This is a genomic window from Armatimonas sp. (assembly GCF_031410135.1).
Classification (GTDB): Bacteria; Armatimonadota; Armatimonadia; order Armatimonadales; family Armatimonadaceae; genus Armatimonas.
Genome location: NZ_JANNYP010000815.1, coordinates 1 through 2043, shown reverse-complemented (window position 1 = coordinate 2043; position 2043 = coordinate 1). Strand labels below are relative to the sequence as shown.

Sequence of the window (2043 nt, the reverse complement as noted above, 5' to 3'; positions counted from 1 at the left end):
GTCCAGAACCAGCAGCCGATACTGGGCCAGGAGTGCTTGATGGCGTTGCGACCTTGCCCTGCCAGCGGCACCCGAAGGGAGCGAGCGGTAGGCACGGTTAGAACGTGCTCTCGCGAGTCGTGATCGGGCACCAGCGTGTGGTGTGGAAGTGGTGGATCAGGGTCTTGAGGGCCTCAGGCGACGCGGAGCCGAGCTGCTCCAGTGCAATCGTGGCGTGGCCACGCACATAGCGGTTCTCGTCAGCCAGGGCTTCCGTGAGTGCGGGGACGGCAGCGACGGCTTTCTCCCGAAACTTCGCCAGTCCGTAGGCCGCATTGAAGCGCGTCTGGCCATCGGGATCTTTCAGCAAGCAGGTCAGTGCGGGCACGGAGAGATCTGGCTGGCTCTTGATCTGCCCTAGAGCATCGGCGAGCTGCCGTCGCACAAACGCCGAGGGATCGTCGGTGAGTGCCGTCAGTGCCGGGAGCGTCTCCGCCGCACGGGCTCCCAGATCGCCCAGCGCATAGACCGAATAGCCTCGCGTGCGCTCACTCTCCGAGGAAAGTGCTTCGGTGAGCGTGGGAAGCGCTGCCACCCCCGCCACACTCAGGCCGTAGCATGCCGCGCGGCGCACCTCGTCGCGCTCGCCGTCGTACAGGAGCCCCTCACGCAAAACCGCCACGCCTGCCGCACCAAGGCCCCCGAGCGTGTAAGCCGCACTCAGGCGCGTCTCCTCCGAGCTATCCCAGAGTGCGGTTTTCAGCGCCTCAGCATCGCCCTCGGTCTCCCACGCCGTCTCACCTGCCAGCCAGTGCCACATCTGCCGCCAGAGGGGGCTGCGGGGATTTTCAGCTTGCTCCGCGCTCAGGGGAATCTCTGCCGACTCACGCTTCCAGTGCGCCCGGTTGGGCATCGGCTCATCGAGGCGCGTGAACTGGAACTTGAACATGTAGCGCTCTCTGTCGGTGTGGTTGGGAAACGCCCGGTGCCAGAGATCGAAGTGAATCAGAATCACACTCCCCGCCTCGCCCGCCACGGGAAACCCAATGCCGTCGGGATCGAGCGCGGCGACATCGGCACTCAGCGGCAGACTCGCCACCCGCGACTCGTAGTACTGGCTCCCCGGAATCGCGCCCGTCGGCCCGATCTCGGGGGGAGCATCCTGGGGATAGTACATCGCCATGATCCAGCGCGGATGGTGGTCGCGCACCTTGGAGTAGCCCCAGTAGCTATCTTTATGCCAGCCGCCGCCATTGCCGCCCGGCCCGTTAGGATGCGCGAACCGGTGCACGTGCATCACGTAGGAAGGTCCCAGAATGCTCGTCAGTGCGCCCTTTACCGCAGGCGCATCGAAGACCTCCTGCACCTCGGGGATGCGTGGCAGAATATTGTTGCCCGGGTTGCCCTCCTCGGCCAGAATCTTCTTCGTCTTCTCAAAGACCTGCTCATGAAACGAAGCCGGAAGATCTACCTTCAGCACACAGTAACCGTTGACGATAAAATTGCGCATCGCTGCATCATCAAAAAGAAACGCATCCAAACCCATCTGCTTAGACTCCTTCACCATTCCCCACCGAAAGCTTGTGAGAATGATAGCAGATTTCAGCTGTAGACGATCAAGCGGAGATCGTGTCCCAGTGTTTGTACGGCAAGATCGAAAGGTTCGAGTTGTAGTACCGCGCATCGTCGGTGATCTCCGCACCGATCCATTCGGGCAGCGTGATCGCTTGCGCCTCAGACTCTAGCTCAATCTCCGCGACCACGAGCCCCACATTGTCCCCAAGAAATGCGTCGATCTCCCAGCGCAGCCCTGCGTGCTCGACAATATGACGCATCTTCTCCACCAGTGGCCCGTCGCAGAGTGCGAGGAGCGCTTTGGCATCGTCCAAAGGAATTGCGTACTCAAACTCCGCCCGGCTCGCTCCCGTGGTGAGGCCCTTCACCGTGAGAAAGCCGTGCTCCCCCGCCACCCGGACACGCACGGTTCGGTGCTTGTCGCGGTTGAGGTAGCCTTGGCAGTAGTAGGTCGGCGTGGCGCTCTGCCAGTCCGTCCCGATCACTAGA

Annotated in this window: 2 protein-coding genes; both read right to left on the bottom strand. The window is 62.5% G+C overall.

The window, feature by feature from the left end:
* Window positions 1-97: 97 nt before the first annotated feature.
* Window positions 98-1546: a HEAT repeat domain-containing protein gene (locus tag RMO15_RS29790; RefSeq protein WP_309721741.1), complete on the bottom strand. Its 1449-nt coding sequence runs from the start codon at window positions 1544-1546 to the stop codon at window positions 98-100.
* Window positions 1547-1595: 49 nt separating this feature from the next.
* A partial coding sequence (locus tag RMO15_RS29785; protein ID WP_309721738.1) for a CYTH domain-containing protein occupies window positions 1596-2043 on the bottom strand: 448 nt, incomplete at its 5' end.